Origin of the sequence: Mesorhizobium sp. M0664 (assembly GCF_040320565.1) — a bacterium.
Taxonomy (GTDB): domain Bacteria; phylum Pseudomonadota; class Alphaproteobacteria; order Rhizobiales; family Rhizobiaceae; genus Mesorhizobium.
Genome location: NZ_JAMYPW010000015.1, coordinates 39,898 through 59,555, shown reverse-complemented (window position 1 = coordinate 59,555; position 19,658 = coordinate 39,898). Strand labels below are relative to the sequence as shown.

At 62.2% G+C, this 19,658-nt stretch carries 19 protein-coding genes; 9 read left to right on the top strand and 10 right to left on the bottom strand.

The genetic code is table 11. The annotated features are described in order from the left end of the window. Nucleotides 1-130: 130 nt before the first annotated feature. Complete coding sequence (locus NKI39_RS16140) at nt 131-574, bottom strand: MarR family winged helix-turn-helix transcriptional regulator (RefSeq protein ID WP_352470937.1); 444 nt, start codon at nt 572-574, stop codon at nt 131-133. A 97-nt stretch (nt 575-671) separates the two neighbouring features. On the opposite strand from NKI39_RS16140, the gene NKI39_RS16135 reads away from it, so the two are divergent. After that, the gene (locus tag NKI39_RS16135) at nt 672-2,273 is read left to right on the top strand and encodes an FAD-dependent monooxygenase (protein ID WP_352832945.1); all 1,602 of its coding nucleotides are present in this window, start codon (nt 672-674) and stop codon (nt 2,271-2,273) included. A 98-nt stretch (nt 2,274-2,371) separates the two neighbouring features. Here NKI39_RS16135 and NKI39_RS16130 read toward each other — a convergent pair whose 3' ends face one another. From NKI39_RS16130 to NKI39_RS16120, 3 genes are all read right to left on the bottom strand, one after another. Continuing rightward, nucleotides 2,372-3,448 (bottom strand): tartrate dehydrogenase, encoded by a 1,077-nt coding sequence (locus NKI39_RS16130; RefSeq protein WP_352832942.1) that lies wholly within the window; start codon nt 3,446-3,448, stop codon nt 2,372-2,374. Between the two features lie 79 nt (nt 3,449-3,527). Then, the gene (locus tag NKI39_RS16125) at nt 3,528-4,040 is read right to left on the bottom strand and encodes a phosphatidylglycerophosphatase A family protein (protein ID WP_352470940.1); all 513 of its coding nucleotides are present in this window, start codon (nt 4,038-4,040) and stop codon (nt 3,528-3,530) included. Nucleotides 4,041-4,091: 51 nt separating this feature from the next. Beyond that, complete coding sequence (locus tag NKI39_RS16120; RefSeq protein ID WP_352614884.1) at nt 4,092-4,352, bottom strand: hypothetical protein; 261 nt, start codon at nt 4,350-4,352, stop codon at nt 4,092-4,094. Between NKI39_RS16120 and NKI39_RS16115 the strand changes: the two genes are divergently transcribed. The 3 genes from NKI39_RS16115 (at nt 4,351) to NKI39_RS16105 (ending at nt 5,960) form a co-directional block, all read left to right on the top strand. Further along, entirely contained in the window at nt 4,351-4,977 is a 627-nt protein-coding gene (locus tag NKI39_RS16115; RefSeq protein ID WP_352470942.1) for a CDP-alcohol phosphatidyltransferase family protein, read from the top strand. The two genes, NKI39_RS16120 and NKI39_RS16115, sit on opposite strands and share 2 nt — an antisense overlap. A 69-nt stretch (nt 4,978-5,046) precedes the next feature. Further along, nucleotides 5,047-5,481, top strand: coding sequence for an antitoxin Xre-like helix-turn-helix domain-containing protein (locus tag NKI39_RS16110; protein ID WP_352470943.1), 435 nt, complete (start codon nt 5,047-5,049; stop codon nt 5,479-5,481). Then, nucleotides 5,478-5,960: an RES family NAD+ phosphorylase gene (locus NKI39_RS16105; RefSeq protein WP_352470944.1), complete on the top strand. Its 483-nt coding sequence runs from the start codon at nt 5,478-5,480 to the stop codon at nt 5,958-5,960. Before NKI39_RS16110 ends, NKI39_RS16105 begins: the two co-directional genes overlap by 4 nt. Nucleotides 5,961-5,998: 38 nt before the next feature. On the opposite strand, the gene NKI39_RS16100 is transcribed toward NKI39_RS16105, so the two are convergent. The 6 genes from NKI39_RS16100 to NKI39_RS16075 all read right to left on the bottom strand — a co-directional run bounded on the left by NKI39_RS16100 (nt 5,999) and on the right by NKI39_RS16075 (nt 11,401). After that, the gene (locus NKI39_RS16100) at nt 5,999-7,018 is read right to left on the bottom strand and encodes an LLM class flavin-dependent oxidoreductase (protein ID WP_352470945.1); all 1,020 of its coding nucleotides are present in this window, start codon (nt 7,016-7,018) and stop codon (nt 5,999-6,001) included. A 162-nt stretch (nt 7,019-7,180) separates the two neighbouring features. Continuing rightward, the gene (locus NKI39_RS16095) at nt 7,181-7,387 is read right to left on the bottom strand and encodes a hypothetical protein (RefSeq protein WP_352470946.1); all 207 of its coding nucleotides are present in this window, start codon (nt 7,385-7,387) and stop codon (nt 7,181-7,183) included. 18 nt (nt 7,388-7,405) lie between these two features. After that, complete coding sequence (locus NKI39_RS16090) at nt 7,406-8,548, bottom strand: DegT/DnrJ/EryC1/StrS family aminotransferase (protein ID WP_352832939.1); 1,143 nt, start codon at nt 8,546-8,548, stop codon at nt 7,406-7,408. 254 nt (nt 8,549-8,802) lie between these two features. Further along, nucleotides 8,803-9,726, bottom strand: coding sequence for a carbohydrate kinase family protein (locus NKI39_RS16085; RefSeq protein ID WP_352470948.1), 924 nt, complete (start codon nt 9,724-9,726; stop codon nt 8,803-8,805). After that, complete coding sequence (locus NKI39_RS16080) at nt 9,723-10,169, bottom strand: RbsD/FucU family protein (RefSeq protein WP_352470949.1); 447 nt, start codon at nt 10,167-10,169, stop codon at nt 9,723-9,725. Before NKI39_RS16080 ends, NKI39_RS16085 begins: the two co-directional genes overlap by 4 nt. A 2-nt stretch (nt 10,170-10,171) precedes the next feature. Beyond that, nucleotides 10,172-11,401: an ROK family transcriptional regulator gene (locus NKI39_RS16075; protein WP_352470950.1), complete on the bottom strand. Its 1,230-nt coding sequence runs from the start codon at nt 11,399-11,401 to the stop codon at nt 10,172-10,174. Between the two features lie 267 nt (nt 11,402-11,668). On the opposite strand from NKI39_RS16075, the gene NKI39_RS16070 reads away from it, so the two are divergent. The 5 genes from NKI39_RS16070 (at nt 11,669) to glgB (ending at nt 19,651) form a co-directional block, all read left to right on the top strand. Further along, nucleotides 11,669-12,646, top strand: coding sequence for a sugar ABC transporter substrate-binding protein (locus NKI39_RS16070; RefSeq protein WP_502893787.1), 978 nt, complete (start codon nt 11,669-11,671; stop codon nt 12,644-12,646). A 154-nt stretch (nt 12,647-12,800) separates the two neighbouring features. After that, nucleotides 12,801-13,862 carry an ABC transporter permease gene (locus NKI39_RS16065; RefSeq protein ID WP_352503463.1) on the top strand — a complete coding sequence of 354 codons (1,062 nt, stop codon included), beginning with the start codon at nt 12,801-12,803 and terminating at the stop codon, nt 13,860-13,862. A 2-nt stretch (nt 13,863-13,864) separates the two neighbouring features. Beyond that, nucleotides 13,865-14,647 (top strand): ATP-binding cassette domain-containing protein, encoded by a 783-nt coding sequence (locus NKI39_RS16060; RefSeq protein WP_352470952.1) that lies wholly within the window; start codon nt 13,865-13,867, stop codon nt 14,645-14,647. 175 nt (nt 14,648-14,822) lie between these two features. Next, complete coding sequence (locus NKI39_RS16055; RefSeq protein ID WP_352832936.1) at nt 14,823-17,291, top strand: glycogen/starch/alpha-glucan phosphorylase; 2,469 nt, start codon at nt 14,823-14,825, stop codon at nt 17,289-17,291. A 146-nt stretch (nt 17,292-17,437) separates the two neighbouring features. Beyond that, nucleotides 17,438-19,651, top strand: coding sequence for a 1,4-alpha-glucan branching protein GlgB (gene glgB, locus NKI39_RS16050; protein WP_352832933.1), 2,214 nt, complete (start codon nt 17,438-17,440; stop codon nt 19,649-19,651). Nucleotides 19,652-19,658: the final 7 nt, after the last annotated feature.

The following is a 19,658-nucleotide window of genomic DNA, read 5'->3' as shown; positions in this document are numbered from 1 at the left end:
GGCCAAGGTTTGACCACGTCAAAAAACCGGAAAGCAAGGAACCTGCCGACCACCAGAGCAGCTCGAGCGGCAGCATGGAAAGTGTGACGCGGCGCTACCCGATCCTAGCCAGTGCCTTTCCGGGATAGGATCAACTCACGGATTTGCCAGCCTGTAACTTTCTTACGAGGCCGATCAACTGATCCAGATCAGCGCGTGGAAGCGCAAGTATCTCGGGCGGGGGTTTGTGATATTCCTTCATCAATTCCTTGATGGTTGCGGCACCTTTGGGTGTGAGCTTGACAAGCTTCACACGGCGATCGCCTGGCGACGGAATCCGTTCGGCGAGCCCCGCCTGCTCAAGCCGGTCGACCAGCCAGGTCGCCGTCGATGGATCGCACTGCCATTGAGCAGCCAATGCGCCGATCGGCTTGCCCGCATCTTTGTCGAGCGTGAAGAGGGCGCGGGAGTCGTTGGGCGTCAGGCCCAATTTCTGCTGGATCGCCAACCGGTCCGGCGCGGACCGCATCAGGAAATCAAACATCAGGCGCCATGCCTCGGTGGCGTGCTGCAAGCGATCTTGGCTCGGTCTCATTCCACGCTCCTTCGTGCCTTGACACATACTTGGACCAATCATATGATTTGATCAATCAAAATGTTTTTGTGGTCAAAGCAATGAGAGGAGATCCGAGATGACCAATACCACGGTTCTCGTCGTCGGAGGCGGCCTGAACGGTCTGACGGCGGCCGCCCTTTTGGCTCACAACGACATTGCGTGTGTCCTCGTCGAGCGTCATCCCGACACGTCAATCCAGTACAAGTTTGCCGGCATCTCCCCGCGCAGCATGGAGATATTCCGAAGCCTCGGCCTCGAGGAGGAGATTCGTACAAATCGGACGGGGGACCAGCAGGCAGGCGCTATTGCGCGCGCCAGGAATCTCGCCGATCCGCAGATTCAATGGGGCGGACCGGCGTGGCCGGATGCAAGTGCCCTCAGCCCCACGCAACCAGCGACGTGTGATCAGCACGTCCTGGAACCGATTCTGCGCCGCTACGCCGAGCGGAACGGTGCAGACGTGCGTTTCAGCACGGAGCTGGTGACTTTCGATCAGGACGAGACCGTCGTCCGCGCGGAAATTCGCGATATCGCGACCTGCGCAAAGGAGGTCATCTCGGCCGACTATCTGATCGTCGCGGACGGTGCGAACGGTTCCCTGCGAGAGAGGCTGGAGATCAGCCGCAGCGGGGCAGGCGGCCTTCAGCACTGGATGAATGTCGTCTTTGACACGGACATGCCTCCGACGATAGGCGGCAAGCGCTTCACGTCGTGCTTCGTGACGGACCTCAACGGGACCTTCACGCCCAGACAGGGTGGACGATGGCTTCTGGCGCTCCAGTACTTTCCCGAAAAGGGCGAGAAACCACAGGATTTTGATGAAGCCAAGTGCAGGGAACTGATCATACGAGGTGCGGGCCGGCCGGACATCACGACGAGGCTTGTCGATGCGCGCTCCTGGGAAGTGGCCGCCCTCACAGCGCGCCAATTCCGCCGAGGCCGCGCGTTTCTTGTGGGGGATGCCGCACATGTGATGCCCCCAACAGGCGCTTTCGGTGGCAATTCAGGTATCCACGACGCCCATAACCTTGCCTGGAAGCTTGCGATGGTAGCACGCGGGCATGCCGATCCCTCGTTGCTGGATAGCTATGACATGGAGCGCCGGCCGGTCATCGAGGCTACGTTGGCGCAAGCGCTCGCCCGCCTACTGAAATGGTTCGACGATCCGTCGAAGCGGTTGCCTCCTCCTGTTGCGATCGTCGAGGATTACGACGTGGTATTTGGCCAACGCTACGCTGCAGGCATCGTGGCTCTGGCATCCACACCGGACGATCACCCATTCCAAAAATCCACGGAGCTGTCGGGCCGCCCCGGCACGCGTTTGCCGCATTTCGCGGTCGGACGTGCCGGCCAGCGGATTTCGAGTCTCGATTTGTGCGACCGCGATCTTCTTCTCCTCTGCGCCGACGAAGCATGGTGTCAGGCCGCTGACTCCGTAAGCCAGCGCCTCGGGATGCCGCTGACGTGCCACTCGTTGGGTGCGAATGGGGATCTGCTTGACTTGGACCATCGGTGGCCTTCCGTGCTCGGGGTTAAAAGCGGCGGTTCCGCCTTGGTCAGACCGGACGGATTTGTCGCGTGGCGGTCAACGCACGGTGTGCCTGATCCTGTACAGGTGCTGATCGAAACACTTGATGGGCTCGGTTTCCGCACGGAGGCGCACGAACATCATCGGTGAGCGGCGGCGAGTGCGGATGCGCCTCCCGCCTTCGGGCATGACTTCCTTGCCGATGCCATCACTGGGAATGACAACGATGCCAGGCGCTTGCTCCTTTCCTACTCGTTGTCGCCGAGTAGGGCCGCGCACACCGCTTCGGTGACCTTATCGGTGGTGGCACTTCCGCCGAGATCGGGCGTGTGCAGTGAGGCGTCCGCCGTCACGCGCTCGATGGCGCGCATCAGGCGCGCCGCGGCAGCCGGCTCGCCAAGATGCTCCAGCATCATCACCGCCGACCAGAACGTGCCGACCGGATTGGCGATGCCCTTGCCGGTGATGTCGAAGGCCGAGCCGTGGATCGGCTCGAACATCGACGGAAACCGCCGCGCGGGGTTGAGGTTCGCAGTCGGCGCAATGCCGATCGATCCGGCAAGTGCGGCCGCAAGATCCGACAGGATATCGGCGTGAAGATTGGTCGCGACGATTGTGTCGAGCGAGCGCGGATTGAGCGTCATGCGCACTGTCATCGCGTCGACCAGCATTTTGTCCCATGCGACATCAGGAAAATCGGCCGCGACCTCACGGGCGATGTCGTCCCAGAGCACCATGCCGTGACGCTGGGCGTTCGACTTGGTGACCACGGTCAACAGCTTTCGCGGCCGCGACCGCGCCATCTCGAAGGCGAAGCGCATGATGCGCGTCACGCCGGCGCGGGTGAAGATCGAGACCTCGGTCGCGATTTCCTCAGGCAGGCCGAGATGCGAGCGCCCGCCCTGGCCGGCGTATTCGCCTTCCGAATTCTCCCGAACGATGACCCAGTCGAGATCCCCTGCCGTGACGCCGCGAAGCGGGCTCTCGATACCGGGCAGGATGCGGGTCGGGCGGACATTGGCGTACTGGTCGAAGGGCTGGCAGATCGCGAGCCGCAACCCCCAAAGCGTCAGATGGTCGGGCACGTCTGGCGCGCCGACAGCGCCGAAATAGATCGCATCGAAGGCCTTCAGCCGCTCGGTGCCGTCCTTGGGCATCATCACGCCGTTGAACTTGTAGTAGTCCGAGCCCCAGTCGAAATGCTGCACGTCGAGACTGAAACCGCCGTCGCGCGTGGCGCAGGCGGCCAGCGCACGAAGGCCGGCCGCTACGACTTCCTTGCCGATCCCATCGCCTGGAATGGCCGCGATCCTATAGCTTCGCATTAGTCCAGTCCTCCCCTTGTGGCGCTAAACTAGCATGGACCATCGTGCTGGCCTTTGGCCGTGAGGCCGAATGCCGCCATTACGGCAAATGGTCAATCAATCCGTTCAGCAGGAGCAGCAGCACCCCGGCGGCCACAGCCGCAGCCGCATCGTCCACCATGATACCGGCCCCACCCCTTACCTTGTCATGTGCGATACGGATGGGCCAAGGCTTGACGACGTCGAAAAACCGGAAAGCAAGGAAGCCTGCTGCCCACCAGAGCGGATCGAGGGGCAGCATGGAAAGGGTCAGGGCCGCGCCGAAGGTCTCATCAATGACGACGATCTGCGGATCCTCCGTCCCGGTACGGGAGATAACATACGATGACGCCCATACGCCGACGGCGAACAGGGCCACGTAGGCAAGCACCGTCAGCCAAGGTGATGCGGGTATCAGAGCCGCGGCAACAGCCACTCCAACCATTGCGCCGGCCGTGCCCGGCCATATTGGAGATAATCCCGCGCCGACAGAGGTCGCGAGCAGGTAGGCGAACTTGGGTGGAAACTTATGCATCGATTTTCGGCCGGCTTCCCACGGATCGCAAGCGATCATAGTCACATCGTTCGGGTGCTGCCGCCAGACTGCTGTTCGATTTGCACCACCTCACAAGGGCATCGCCCAAACCGTGAAAATGCTGTCGGGCAGCTGTCGCAGCGACTGGAAGTTCTGTTTCGCCGCCAGCTCGGCGAGTACCTTAATCCGCCGGCCCCATTCGCCAAACGAGATCATTTTTGCGGCAAGTTGAGAACGTTGCTGAGCCCGGTCTCGGCCCGCATTGGCCAACCGAAACGGTGGCGACGGTGGAACAAACCCGCAAATTGCTGGTAAAGCTCCGTCAACCGACATCATCAGAGGAGCCGCCATGATCGCCGGTCTCATGAAAAGTCGCATCGACCCGCTATGGGAGCAGGCCGCCTCTCCGCTGATCGGGATCGGCATGACGCCGAACCAGGTTACGGCCAGCGGGCTGGTGCTCGTGGCTTTGTCTTCGGCCGCCTACGCGTTTCATCATTCAAGTCTTGCCTTTGGCCTTTGCCTGGCGTTTGCCTTCAGCTTCGATGCGCTGGACGGTGCGGTCGCCCGCCGGACAAATATGAGCACCAAGGCCGGTGGCTATTTCGACGCCGTCGTCGACCGCTATCAGGAATTGGCCGTCTTTGCGGCTATCGGCTGGGTTGCCGATCTGTGGGCGATCGCAATGTTCGCATTCGCGGGCGGGATCCTCACCAGTTACGCCAAGGCGCGGACGGCGCTGGAAATCCCTGTGAAAAACCACGGTTGGCCGGATTTCTTCGAGCGGATGGAACGTCTGGTGTTCATTTGCGTGCTGCTCGCCGCCGACGGAGTCGCGACCGCGATGGGCGCGGCTTCGCCCTGGATTCTGGCGGGTGGGTTCGCGCTGTACGCAGTGCTGGCCAACGCCACAGCCCTGCAACGGATCAGTCGCGCATTTGCGATGCTGAAACGAGCCGACGGGAAGCAGCCGTGAGACTACGGGGATGCTTGCACTTGGCCTCACCTGAGGCTATGCAATGCTTCACATGAATGGAGAGCGGCGATGTTGGCATTTGGAAATATAGCCGATGTGCTGGGGCTGCCGCCCAAGGAGACGGCTGCACGGTCGCCATTCGGGCTGATGGCTCGAATCGAAGACGGATTGCCGTTGGGTGCGCTTGAACGCGTCTCACAATTGCTGGCACCGGCCGATACGCAATTCAAATATCGCCTCGTCCCAAAGGCAACTTATGAGCGCCGCAAGAGAGGTGCTCTCCGACTCTCTTCGGAAGAGGGCATGCGGGTGGCGCGGGTGGCGCGCCTATGGAACCTGGCCCTCGACGTTTGGCAGATCGAAGGTGAGGCTCGTGACTTTCTGTTTCGGTCTCATCCCATGCTGGAAGACCGACGCCCGATCGACGTGGTCATTCAAAGCGAGATCGGCGCCGAACTGGTGCTCGATATCCTTGCAGGCCTGAAGTACGGCACCGCTGCTTGACGGCACAGATACTCGATCGCATGCTGCAGTGCTTCAGGATCGGCGATCCAGCCGGCACATATCCGATCTTCGACGCGACGGGCTCGACGATAGCGCCTGGCCGCTGGAACACGCCCGGCAGCCCGTTGATCTACACCAGCGAGCATTATTCAACGGCCTTGCTGGAAAAGCTGGTGCACGGCAGCGGCAGACTGCCGCCCAACCAGCCTTACGTCCAGATCATGCTTCCGCGCGGGCTGAGCTACGAACTCTTTTCTCAGCCGTCGTTGCCCGGATGGGATATGATGCCGGCAACGGTGAGCAAGGAATTCGGTGAGACATGGTGTGTCGAGCGCCGCAGCGCGATCCTGATCGTGCCAAGCGTCGTGGCTCGCCCCGACAACAACGTGTTGATCAATCCGGCACATCCGGAGTTTTCCCTGATCACGGCCAGCCTGCATCAACCCGTATACTGGGATAGCCGCCTGTTTGGCTCCTGAGCCGGGCAGAGAGGCAGGTTGCTACTTAACACAACCCGTCAGCGCCAACTCAAGCCTGGAGCGACATGGGTCAGGATCGCCTCGATGGCATGGACATTGTATTCGACGCCGAGCTGGTTGGGGACGGTAAGCAGCAGCGTATCGGCCTCAGCGATGGCTTCGTCGCCCTTTAGCTGCTCGATCAGGACGTCCGGTTCGGCGGCATAGGAGCGGCCGAACACCGCGCGTCTGTCTGCCTCGATGTAACCGAAATGATCTCCGCTCTGGTTGCCGCCGAAATAGGCTCGGTCGCGATCGTCGACCAGCGCAAAAATGCTCCGGCTCACCGACACCCGCGGCTCGCGCGTGTGTCCGGCCGCCTTCCAGGCCTCACGAAAAGCCCGGATCTGTTCGGCCTGCTGGACGTGAAACGGCTTTCCGCCTTCATCGAATTTGAGCGTGGAGCTCTGCAGGTTCATCCCCAGTTTCGCCGCCCATTCGGCGGTGGCGTTTGTGGCGGCGCCCCACCAGATGCGCTCGCGCAGGCCCTCCGAGTGCGGCTCGACGCGAAGCAGGCCAGGCGGGTTGGGAAACATCGGCCGCGGGTTGGGCTGCGCAAAGCCTTTGCCCAGCAACACTTCGAGCAGCACTCCGGTGTGTCTACGGGCCATGTCGGCATCGCTCTCGCCCTCTTGCGGGGCGTAGCCGAAGTAGCGCCATCCCTCGATCACCTGCTCCGGCGAGCCTCGGCTGATGCCCAGCTGCAGACGCCCTCCGGCGATTAGGTCGGCGGCGCCGGCGTCCTCGGCCATGTAGAGCGGGTTCTCATAGCGCATGTCGATCACCGCCGTGCCGATCTCGATTCGGCTGGTCTTTGCGCCGACCGCCGCCAGCAGCGGGAAGGGCGAGGCGAGCTGGCGGGCGAAGTGATGCACGCGGAAATACGCGCCGTCCGCACCCAGCTCCTCGGCCGCGACCGCCAACTCGACGGACTGCAAAAGCGCGTCGGATGCCGTCCGCGTCTGCGATTGCGGCGAGGGCGTCCAGTGCCCGAACGAGAGGAAACCAATCTTCTTCATGAGAACCAGCCTAAAGGGGAGCCAGGTGCAGACTATGCTGCGGCGCGCAGCAAAGCATCGCAAAATCGGTGCCGATGACCGCCTGCCTTGACGCGCAAAGCTTGAATCGGCGGTTGTTGATCAACGATGGCCGACCGTGCCGAGCTGCCGTCGGACGCCAGCCTAGGAAGGTGCCGCGAATGCGAGCGCTATCGCGATGAGGATCAACAGCGGTCCCATCCATTTGAAGCGAGTCCCAAAGTTGGTCCACCATGCTTGCTGCTGGCCGGGGCGAGCTTGGAACGGGTCCGCGAGAAATCCGAAGCCGATGCCAGCCATCCACAACCCGGCGCAGAACATGATGAACTCGTCGATGTATTCCGCGACCATGCTTCGAAGCTTTCGAATTTATGCCGCCGCTACATGCGCCGAATTCGAGCCGATATAGTTTCGGATCGTTTCGATGATCCGGTCCTGGTCAGCCTCGCTCAGATAGGGATGCATTGGCAGGCACAGGATGCGCTTCGGCAGCTCTTCCGAAACGGCAAGGCCGGTCGGCGTGCGCGGATAATCGCGATAGGCAATCTGGCTGTGCAGCGGTTTCACATAGTAGATGACCGACGGAATGCCCTTTTCACCGAGATGTGCCTTGAGCCCGTCCCGTTTCGGCGTTTCGATGGCGTATTGCGCCCAGGCCGAGCGGCCGCCGCCCAGATTGCGCGCCGCCTTGACGATATCGCCGAGACCTTCGGCATAGCGATTGGCGACCGCTTGCCGCGCCACCATCTCGTCCTCGAGGATGGCCAGCTTCTCTATCAGGATCGCCGCCTGAAGCGTGTCGAGCCGTGAATTGATGCCGACGCGGACATTGTCATATTGCGTTTCGCCCTTTCCGTGAAAGGCGAACGAGCGCAGCTGTTCGGCCAGCGCATTGTCATTGGTGAACATCGCACCGCCGTCGCCATAGCAGCCGAGCGGCTTTGCCGGATAGAAGCTGGTCGAGCCGACGGTGCCGAACGAGCCGCACATCTTGCCGTCAGCCGAGCCGCCGGTCGCCTGCGCCGCATCCTCGATGACCATCAGGCCTTCGCGATCGGCGATGGCCATGATCGCCTCGTAATCGGCGGCGAGGCCGAACAGGTCGACGGGAATGATTGCCTTCGGCCTCAGCCGGCCCTCCGCCTTGATCATGGCAATTGCCGCCTCGAGGCTGGCGATGTCGATATTGTAGCTGTCGGCATCGACATCGACGAACACCGGTTCGGCCTTGGTCAGCGCCACCACTTCGGCCGTGGCGGCGAAGGTGAAGCTCGGCACGAACACCGCGTCGCCCGGGCCGATGCCGGCGGCAAACAGCGGCAGCAGCAGCGCATCGGTGCCGTTGGCGCAAGCGACCACGTGCTTGATGCCGATATAGGCGGCGAGCTTGTTTTCGAATTCGGTGACCTGCGGTCCGAGAATATAGCGGCCTTCGTCGACAACCCGGTCGATTGCCGCTTTCAGCCTGTCGCGGATGCGTTCGCGCTGCGCGCCAAGATCGATGAACTGCATGTCGGCCTCAAACGGTTTTAGTCAGATAACCGGCCGCTGGTAGCAGACTTGGTACGGCCGAGAAAGCCGCAGGGCAAAAACCCTGAATTGCTCAAGTGTCGCAGCCTGTTACCTCTGATTTCCGATCTGGCCTCTTAAAGGCGTGGAAATCCGGGCTTCGGCCGGCCTGTTACAGGCTTCGCACCCCGCCCGCCAGGCTGGACGAAACATAAAGTGATCGCCGGTGAGCAGTCCATGGGCTGCGCACCAGCCGGTCAGGCGATTTCATGCCGCCATGGCGGGTTGGCGCCGGCCCGCGATACCGTCACCGCCGCGGCCTTGGCGCCAAGCGTCAGCGCCTTGTGGATGGCGTCTTCCGGCAAACTGGCGATTGCCGTCTTCGACAGCAGACCCTGTTCATGCAAGGAGGCAAGAATGCCGGCATTGAATGTGTCGCCGGCTCCGACCGTATCGACCACCTCGACCTTGTCCGGCACGACGGTGACCCGGTGCTGGCTGCTGTAACCGACCGCGCCTTCGCTGCCGTGGGTGACCACGATCAGCTTTGGGCCGCGATCCAGCCAGTTACGGACGACGTCTTCATGCGAGCCGGCTTCGCCGAACCAGTTCAAATCCTCGTCCGACAGTTTCACGATGTCGGCCATCGCCATCATGCCGCGGATGCGCCTGAGGTGCTTGGCCTTGTCGGGAATGAAGTTTGGCCGGATGTTGGGGTCGAGCATCATCACGCGGCGCTCATGTTCGCGCCGCATGAACTCCTCATAGGCCGATCCGGCCGGCTCCGAGATCAGGCTGATGGCGCCGAACAGCATGGCCTCGATCTCGCTGCCGAGTTCCGGCAGGTCCTCGATGGTCAGCATGCGCCCGGCGGTGTTCTCGTCATAGAAGGTGTAGGTCGCTTGGCCGTTGGTGAGCCGCACGAAGGCGAGCGTGGTCGGCCGCGGCGAAGTGTGCGCATAGGTCGAGCTGACCTTGCTGTTCCCCAGCGCCTCCCTGAACTGCCCGCCGAACAGATCCGACGACAGGCCGGAGAAAAAGGCAGCGGGCGCGCCGAGCCGGCCTAGCGCAATGGCCGAGTTGAAGACGGCACCGCCGACATAGGGGGCAAAGGCCGGCTCGCCCTCCGTCGTGGTCCGCGGCAGCATGTCGATCAGGGCTTCGCCGCAGCAGAGGATCATGAAGTCTTGCTTTCCGGCGGATAGATCACGCCCTTGCGAATGATGATGTTGGCATAAAGCCGCGGCTCGCTAGTCGCGACGATCGCGTGCGCGGCCTTGACCCGTGCATAGAAGTCGGCACCGGCAAGCGCAACCACCTTGCGGCCCGGCGCACGCCTGGCGCAGATCGCTTCCATCTCATAGTGAACCGGATCGGCGAGCAGGGGATCGCCTTTGGCCGAGGCGCGAAACAGCGCCTGCGGCACGGCGTCGTCGACCGGCAATACGCTCAATACCGCATCGAGCACGGGGACGAGATGATGACCGTCGGCGCGGACCAGCCGCTGTGCCTGCTGCTCGGCCGGGTAGTTGCCGTCGACCAAGGCGATCTCGTCGCCATGGCCCATGGCGCGCAATATCGCCAGAAGCTCGGGGCCGAGCAGCGCCGGGATGCCGATCAGCATGCTCAGAAGCTCCGGGAAATCGTGGTCGAGCCGATGAGGAAGCGCTCCGACAGCGGCAGGCTGGCGCCACCCAGCGCCCGCGCATGGATGCCGACGGTTCCCTCGCGAACGGCCGGCAGCCTCAGGCCTTCGCCGTCGATCCGGCCGATGGCCTGGATAACGGCATCGACAAGCCGCCTGCGCACGGCAAGCGGCATCCATCCGTCGATCACCGCGGCATCGAAGTCAATGACGGAGGAGGCCGAAACGATGGCATAGGCAAGCGCCTGCGAGGCGCTGGCGATCCAGTCGTCAAGCTCGGCGCCGATCTCGCCCCAGTCCCCCGGTGATGTCCACAGATGCGAGGCCTCGATGCCGCGCGCGTTGAGCGCCTTTTCCAGCATGGCGATCGACGCCACGTCGATCAACTGCGTCGGCTTGCCGTCCGGCCCTGGCACCGGCATCGAGCCCAGCGCGCCGGCATTGCCGGTTGGGCCACCAAACAACCGGCCGTTCAGCACGATGCCGCCGCCGGCAAAGGCACCGATATAGAAATAGACGAAATCGCGTGCCGCACCCGCCGCGTGGCCGAACACGAGCTCGGCGCCGCAGGCCGAGGTGGCGTCGTTCTGCAGATAGACTGGAAATTCGCATTGCGCCTGGATATCGGCGCGGATGTCGCGATGGCGCCATTCGTCCATGATTTCACGCGGCGCGCCGGCGGTGTCGGCCCAGTTCCACAATTCGAACGGCATGGCGATGCCAAGCCCGGCAATGCGTTTATCCTGCGCCGGGGTGAGTTCGCCGCGCATCTTCTTCATGCCGCTTGTGACGAATTCCACCGTTTCGCGCGGCGCCGGATAGCGGTAGGAATGCTGCAGCATCGAGCGCACACTGCCGAGGAAATCGATCAGCACCAATTCGGCGCTGCGGCGGCCGATCTTCAGGCCGATGAAATAGGCGCCGTCGGGATTGAGCGCCATGGGTATCGAGGGCTGGCCGATCTTGCCGCGCAACGGCGCCTGGCGGACGAGCAGGTCGTCCTCCTCCAGCTCGCGCATGATGACCGACACTGTCTGCGCCGAAAGGCCGGTCATACGTGCGATGTCGGATTTGGCCAGGCTGCCGTGCTGGCGCACCAGCGACAGCACCAGCCGCTCATTGTGGTCCCGCATGCCGCTTTGATTGGTGCCGCGGTGCAGGCGGCTTTCGGCCGCATCGGGCGAGCCGTGCCTCGTAATGCCGGTCTCCACCCTGTTCCTCCCGTCGTTTCCCCTCAATGCTTTTGGTCTAGAGTGAGTGAACAATCCTGCGTTGTCAATAATAAATAAGAGTGATTTAATTATTGACAGTGCTGCCGGACTGGTGTCTCTTGAGGTCGGCGCCGACACTGGGAGATTTCGTCGGACGCGCTGCAGATGCCGGTTGGCCGGCATCCTAAATGGTTCCATGGGAGGAAAATCGTGACCACGTCAAAACTGTTGAAATCCACCGTGTTTGCCGCGGCCGGACTGAGCCTGATGGCCTTTGCGTCGACGGCATCGGCCGCCGGGGTCGGCGCCTGCTTGATCACCAAGACCGACACCAATCCCTTCTTCGTCAAGATGAAGGAAGGTGCGGCGGCCAAGGCCAAGGAGCTTGGCGTCGATCTCAAGACTTACGCCGGCAAGATCGACGGCGACAGCGAGAGCCAGGTGGCTGCAATCGAGAGCTGTATCGCCGACGGGGCCAAGGGTATCCTCATCACCGCGTCCGACACCAAGGGTATCGTGCCGACCGTGAAGAAAGCGCGGGACGCCGGGCTGTTGGTGATCGCGCTCGACACCCCGCTTGATCCGATCGATGCGGCTGACGCGACCTTCGCGACCGACAATCTGGAAGCCGGCAAGCTGATCGGCGCATGGGCCGCCGCGACGCTTGGCGATAAGGCCAAGGATGCCAAGATCGGCTTCCTCGACCTGACGCCGTCGCAGCCCACGGTGGATGTGCTGCGCGACCAGGGTTTCATGATGGGCTACGGCATAGACGTGAAGGACCCCAACAAGATCGGCGACGAGGACGATCCGCGCATCGTTGGCCACGACGTGACGAACGGCAATGAAGAGGGTGGTCGCAAGGCGATGGAGAACCTTCTGCAGAAGGATAACACCATCAACGTCATCCACACCATCAACGAGCCCGCAGCTGTCGGCGCCTACCAGGCGCTGAAGGCCGTCGGTCTCGAAAGCCAGGTGCTGATCGTCTCGGTCGACGGTGGCTGCCCCGGCGTGAAATCGGTGACCGAAGGCGTGATCGGCGCTACCTCGCAGCAATATCCGCTGCAAATGGCGGCGCTCGGCATCGAGGCGATCGCCACTTTCGCCAAGGACGGGACGAAGCCGAAGCCGACCGAAGGCAAGAACTTCTTCGATACCGGCGTCAATCTTGTCACCGACAAGCCCGCCAACGGTGTGAAGTCCATCGACACCAAGGAAGGCCTCGCCAAGTGCTGGGGTTGAGCCTGGCCTGACCGGCAACAGATCGCGATCGGCCGGGGCTTGATCCCCGGCCGCTCCGGGTGGACGATGTGCCGATCTAAACGCAAATAGTGCCGGCGGCAGACCGGAAGGCGTGGATGGCGTCGGCGGTTGGCCGAAGCCCAGGGGAGGAAACATGGCTCAAGCACAAGAATTCGAAAAAGTTCTATCGAGCAGCGACACAAGCGTCGCCGCGTTCGACGACCATAAATCGGCCGTCAAGCGTGCCCAGCATTTCCTGCATTCCACGCCGGCAGCGGTGCCGCTTATCGTGTTGGTTCTGGCTATCATTATTTTTGGTATCACCATCGGCGGGCGTTTTTTTTCATCCTATACGCTGACGCTGATCCTTCAGCAGATCGCCATTGTCGGCATTCTGGGCGCCGCACAGACGCTGGTGATCCTGACTGCCGGCATCGACCTGTCGATTGGCGTGATCATGGTGATTTCGGCTGTGATCATGGGCAATTGCGCGGTCAGCTACGGTATGCCGGCCGTGCTCGCGGTGGCGATCGGGCTTCTCGCCGGTGGCGCGTGCGGCCTGCTCAACGGTGTGCTGGTCGCCTACATGAAGCTGCCGCCCTTCATCGTGACGCTCGGCACCTGGAACATTGTCATGGCCACCAACTTCATCTATTCGGCCAATGAGACGATCCGCGACACCGACGTCGACGTCCAGGCGCCTCTGCTGCACCTGTTTGCCCTGAGCTTTAAGGTCGGCACGGCCGTGCTGACGCTTGGCGTCATTGCCATGGTCGTTCTCGTGTTGGTCCTCTGGTACGTGCTCAACCACACCGCATGGGGCCGCCATGTCTACGCGGTCGGCGACGATCAGGAGGCTGCGAAACTGTCGGGCATCCAGACGAAGAAGGTGCTGATGACCGTCTATGCCCTTGCCGGGCTGATCGCCGCCTTCGCAGCTTGGGTCTCCATCGGCCGCAATGGCTCGATCTCTCCTTCCGCCGCTGTCACCGACTACAATCTTCAGGCCATCACCGCGACGGTGATCGGCGGTATTTCTCTGTTCGGCGGGCGCGGCTCGATCCTCGGCACGCTGTTCGGCGCCATGATCGTCGGCGTCGTCTCGATGGGCCTCAACATGCTGGGCGCCGATCCGCAGTGGAAGGTGCTGCTCACCGGCGTGCTGATCATCGGCGCCGTGGCGATCGATCAATGGATCAGAAAGGTTTCGGCATAGCCATGACCCAGGAACCCATCCTCATCGCGCGCGGTCTGGTCAAGCGCTATGGCCGCGTCACCGCCCTCGACAACGCCGATTTCGACCTCTATCCGGGCGAAATCCTTGCCGTCATTGGCGACAACGGCGCCGGCAAGTCGTCGCTTATCAAGGCGATTTCCGGCGCGGTCGTGCCCGACGAAGGTGAGATACGACTTGAAGGCAAGCCCGTTGCGTTCAAGTCGCCGATGGAGGCACGGGAGGCCGGCATCGAAACAGTCTATCAGAACCTGGCTCTGTCGCCGGCGCTGTCCATCGCCGACAACATGTTCCTCGGCCGGGAGATCCGCAAGCCGGGGTTCCTCGGCGAATGGCTGCGCATGCTCGACCGCCCGGCGATGGAAAAGCGCGCCCGCGACAAGCTCACGGAGCTTGGCCTGATGACCATCCAGAACATCAGCCAGGCCGTGGAAACGCTTTCCGGCGGCCAGCGTCAGGGCGTGGCGGTGGCGCGCGCCGCCGCCTTTGGCAGCCGGGTGGTGATCATGGATGAGCCGACGGCGGCACTTGGCGTCAAAGAGAGCCGCCGCGTCCTCGAACTGATCCTCGACGTGAAGAAGCGAGGCCTGCCGATCGTGCTGATTTCACACAACATGCCGCATGTCTTCGAGGTGGCGGACCGCATCCACATTCACCGGCTCGGCCGTCGCCTGTGCGTCATCGATCCGAAGCAGTATACGATGTCCGACGCGGTCGCCTTCATGACGGGCGCCAAGGTGCCGCCGGAAGCGGCGCTGGCGGCTTGAGCAAGAACTTGAGGCCCATCGCCAAGGGTCCCAAACGCGCTGTTTCCAAATGCCAAATTGCCGCAGGGCAACCCGGCTTGCGATCACCTGAATCGATTGAACATCCGGTGGGATGCACTAGCATTGGCAGAGATGGTGAAAGCCGCATGATCCTGGCAACGTCACGAGAGGCAGCATGACGCGCGCGATGACAACCGAAGCTCCTCTGCCCACGCTCAAAAACCCGGATCCCAAGACGCTCGCCGAGGAAGTCTTGCAAGCCCTCAAATACAGGCTCGGCAAGGGCACCAACGTTGCAACCCAGTACGATTGGCTCACCGCCTCGATCAAGGTTGTACGCGACCGCATAGTCGATCACTGGATGCAGGCGACCCAAGAGGCCTACGCCCAGCAGGAAAAGCGCGTCTACTACCTGTCACTGGAATTCCTCATCGGCCGCCTGATGCGCGATGCCTTCTCCAATCTCGGCCTGATGGACAATATGCGCGAGGCGCTGTCGTCGCTTGGCGTCGACCTCGACATCATTGCAGCGCTCGAACCGGACGCTGCCCTTGGCAATGGCGGTCTTGGCCGGCTCGCCGCCTGCTTCATGGAAAGCATGGCGACCGTCAATATCCCCACGCATGGGTACGGCATCCGCTACGCCAACGGCATGTTTCGGCAGGAGATCCATGACGGCTGGCAGGTGGAGCTGCCCGAGACGTGGCTCGATCACGGCAATCCCTGGGAGTTCGAGCGCCGCGAACGCTCCTTCGAGGTCGGCTTCGGCGGCTCGGTGGAATCGATCACCTCGAAGGACGGCAGGCTCGAGCGGCACGTCTGGAAGCCGACCGAACATGTTCTGGCCGTTGCCTACGATACGCCGGTGGTTGGCTGGCGGGCCAACCGCGTCAACACGCTGCGTCTGTGGTCCGGCATGCCGGTCGACCCGATCCTGCTCGACAAGTTCAATGCCGGCGATCACATCGGTGCGCTCGCCGAAAGCAACAAGGCCGATGCGTTGTCGCGCGTCCTTTACCCGGCCGATTCCCACAAGGCCGGCCAGGAGTTGCGGCTCAGGCAGGAGTATTTCTTCTCCACCGCCTCGCTGCAGGACATCGTCCAGCGTCATCTCAGCCAGTATGGCGACCTGCAATCGCTGCCCGACAAGGCGGCGATCCATCTTAACGACACCCATCCGGCCATCGCCGTCCCCGAGTTGATGCGCCTGTTGATGGATGTCCACGGCATGGATTTCGACCAGGCCTGGAGCATCACCAAGCGCACCTTCGGCTACACCAACCACACGCTCCTTCCCGAAGCGTTGGAAAGCTGGCCCGTGCCGCTGTTCGAGCGGCTGTTGCCGCGCCACATGCAGATCGTCTACGCCATCAACGCCGAGGTGCTGCTCGAGGCGCGCGCCTCCGACCAGTTCTCGGACGAGCAGATCAGCCGCATCTCGCTGATCCAGGAAAATGGCGATCGCCGCGTGCGTATGGGCAATCTGGCCTTTGTCGGCTCGCACTCGATCAACGGCGTCTCGGCACTGCATACGGAATTGATGAAGGAGACGGTGTTTGCCGACCTCCACAGGCTCTACCCGGATCGCATCAACAACAAGACCAACGGGATCACACCGCGGCGCTGGCTGATACAGTGCAATCCCGGCCTCACTGCACTCACCCGAGAGGCGATTGGCGACGGCTTCCTCGACGACATCGACGAGATAAACCGGCTTGATCCTCTTGCCGAGGACGCCGCCTTCCGCGACAAGTTCGCCGCCGTCAAACGGGCGAACAAGACGAGGCTTGCCAATCTCGTTGCAGACCGGCTCGGCATCAAGGTCGACCCGTCGGCGCTGTTCGACATCCAGGTCAAGCGCATCCACGAATACAAGCGCCAGCTCTTGAACATTCTCGAAGCGGTCGCGCTTTACGACCAGATCCGCTCGCATCCGGAGCGCGACTGGATGCCTCGCGTCAAATTCTTTGGCGGCAAGGCGGCGCCCAGCTATCACAACGCCAAGCTGATCATCAAACTTGCCAATGACGTCGCCCGAGTCATCAACCGCGACCCGGCGGTACGCGGCTTGCTGAAAGTGGTATTCGTGCCGAACTACAATGTCAGCCTGGCCGAGATCATGATGCCGGCCGCCGATCTGTCGGAGCAGATATCGACCGCCGGCATGGAAGCGTCCGGCACCGGCAACATGAAGTTCGCGCTGAACGGCGCGCTGACCATCGGCACGCTCGACGGCGCCAATGTCGAGATCAAGGAATGCGTGGGCGACAACAACATCTTCATCTTCGGGCTGACCACAGAGGAAGTCGCCGAGCGGCGCAACAATGGTTACGATCCGCGCGCTGTGATCGAGGGATCGCCTGAATTGGCGCAGGCGCTGGCCGCGGTTTCATCCGGGGTTTTTTCACCTGATGATCCGGACCGTTATCGCGACCTGATCAACGGTCTTTACCAGAGCGACTGGTTCATGGTCGCCGCGGATTTCGATGCCTACGCCGCCACCCAGCGCGACGTCGATGCCGTCTGGCGCAACAGCCCGGACTGGTACGCCAGAGCCGTCCGCAATGTCGCGCGCGTCGGCTGGTTCTCGTCCGACCGCACGATCCGCCAATATGCGAAAGACATCTGGCACGTGCCCGCCTGATGTGATTGCATGAGACTACGAACAATGTGGCCCTAGTGGAGTGATTTGACCCTCGCATCCCTTGGAGGGTAAGGCGGTATGGCGAATGTCGAATTCAAAACTCCACTAGAAACATACACTTGGTGCCCGGGGAGGGTCACTGCCTGATGAGCAAGCCGCGCGCGACCGTTGCGACAAACGGGCCGGACGGACTGGCGCCAGCCGGCGATGTCGCGGCGATTGTCGCCGGCACGCACGGCGATCCGTTTGCCGTGCTTGGCGTGCATGAGGCGGGAAAGGGCTTTGTCGCCCGCTGCTTCGTCCCTCATGCCGAGTTCGTCACCGCCTATACGCTGACCGGCAAGAAGGCCGGCGAGCTGTCGAGACACGACGACCGCGGTTTCTTCGAAGGCAAACTGTCGCTGCGCAAACGCCAGCCGCTGCGCTATCACGCCAGGAATTCCGGCGGTGACTGGTGGCTGACCGATCCATATTCCTTCGGTCCCGTGCTCGGCCCGCTGGACGATTATTACATCGCCGAAGGGTCGCATCTCAGGCTGTTCGACAAGCTCGGCGCCCATCTCATCGACCATGAAGGTGCATCGGGTGTGCATTTTGCGGTGTGGGCGCCCAATGCAAGGCGTGTCTCAGTGGTCGGCGACTTCAACGAGTGGGACGGCCGCAGGCATACCATGCGCGTCCGCCGCGACACCGGCATCTGGGAGCTGTTCATTCCCGACATCGGCGCTGGCCGCCCGTATAAGTATGAAATCATCGGGCCGGATGGCGTGAGATTGCCGCTCAAAGCCGATCCGTTTGCCTTCAAGTCCGAACTGCGCCCGGCCACCGCCTCGGTTACGGCACTGCCGCCGGCGCATGAATGGGGTGACGAGGCGCACCGGAACTACTGGCGCAATGCCGACCACAGGCGCGAAGCCGTATCGATCTACGAGGTCCATGCCGGGTCATGGCGGCTTCACGACGACGGCAGCTTCCTGTCGTGGGATGAGCTCGCCGACAGGCTGATCCCTTACGTGGTCGAGACCGGTTTTACCCACATCGAATTCATGCCGATCTCCGAACACCCTTATGACCCGTCCTGGGGCTACCAGACGACGGGTCTTTATGCGCCGACTGCCCGCTTTGGCGATCCGGACGGTTTTGCCCGCTTCGTCGACGGCGCCCACCGTGCAGGCATCGGCGTCATCCTTGACTGGGTGCCGGCGCATTTCCCGGTTGACGAACACGGTCTGGCAAAGTTCGACGGTACCGCGCTCTACGAACATGCCGATCCGCGCAAGGGCTTCCATCCCGACTGGAACACAGCGATCTACAATTTCGGCCGTCGCGAAGTGATTTCGTTCCTGGTCAACAATGCGCTGTTCTGGGCCGAGAAATATCACGTCGACGGACTGCGCGTCGATGCGGTCGCCTCGATGCTTTATCTCGATTATTCGCGCAAGGCCGGTGAATGGATTCCCAACGAGAAGGGCGGGCGAGAGAACCTCGAAGCGGTCAGCTTCCTGCAGCGGATGAACAAGGAGGTCTACGGCCACCATCCAGGTGTGATGACCATCGCCGAGGAATCGACCTCGTGGCCGAAAGTCTCGCAGCCGGTGCATGAAGGCGGACTGGGCTTCGGTTTCAAGTGGAACATGGGTTTCATGCATGACACTTTGGAGTATTTCTCCAAGGAGCCGATCTTCCGCAAGCATCACCACAACGACATCACCTTCGGCCTGGTCTACGCTTTCAGCGAGAATTTTGTGCTGCCGCTGTCCCATGACGAGGTGGTGCACGGCAAAGGCACGCTGCTCAACAAGATGGCCGGCGACGACTGGCAGAAATTCGCGACGCTGCGGGCCTACTACGCCTTCATGTGGGGTTATCCTGGCAAGAAGCTGTTGTTCATGGGCCAGGAGTTCGCACAGCGCCGCGAGTGGAGCGAGGCGCGCGCGCTCGACTGGAACCTGCTCGATTTCCGGTTCCACCGTGGCGTCTGGCAGACGGTGCGCGATCTCAACTATCTCTACCGCTCGCGCCCCGCGCTGCATGCCCGCGACTGCGAGCCGGAGGGCTTTTCCTGGCTGATCGTCGACGACAGCGCGAACTCGGTCTTTGCCTGGCTGCGCAGCGCGCCGGGCGGCAACCCGGTCGCCGTCATTTCCAACTTCACGCCGGTGCCGCGCGACAATTACCGCGTGCCGTTGCCGCAGGCCGGAAAATGGCGCGAGATCATCAACACCGATGCCACGGATTATGGCGGTTCCGGCAAGGGCAATAGCGGCGTCGTCGAGGCTCGGGCGGAAGGGGGAGGGATTTCGGCGACGATGCTTTTGCCGCCGCTGTCGACGATCATGCTCGAATTCGTCCCGGACTGAGCTATGT